Here is a 248-nt window from a genome sequence, read left to right on the forward strand (position 1 = left end):
TCTGAACACCTTGCTGCGATGGGTTTTGACCTCGTTGGCTATGGCTGCACTACCTGTATTGGCAACACCGGCCCGCTCATTCCTGAAGTCTCGGCTGCCATCAATGAGAACGATCTGGCCGTCACGGCCGTCCTGTCTGGCAACCGCAACTTCGAGGGTCGCATCAGCCCCGACGTCACGATGAACTACCTAGCCAGCCCGCCGTTGGTTGTCATCTACTCGATTGCCGGCACGATGGACATCGACCT

Annotated in this window: 1 protein-coding gene; it reads left to right on the plus strand. The window is 58.1% G+C overall.

Annotation, left to right across the window (positions count from 1 at the left end):
* The coding region (locus J0695_RS43160; RefSeq protein WP_206970248.1) for an aconitase family protein at nt 1-248 on the plus strand (248 nt) is incomplete at both ends.

Origin of the sequence: Streptomyces beijiangensis, from assembly GCF_017315755.1 — a bacterium.
Lineage (GTDB): Bacteria > Actinomycetota > Actinomycetes > Streptomycetales > Streptomycetaceae > Streptomyces > Streptomyces beijiangensis.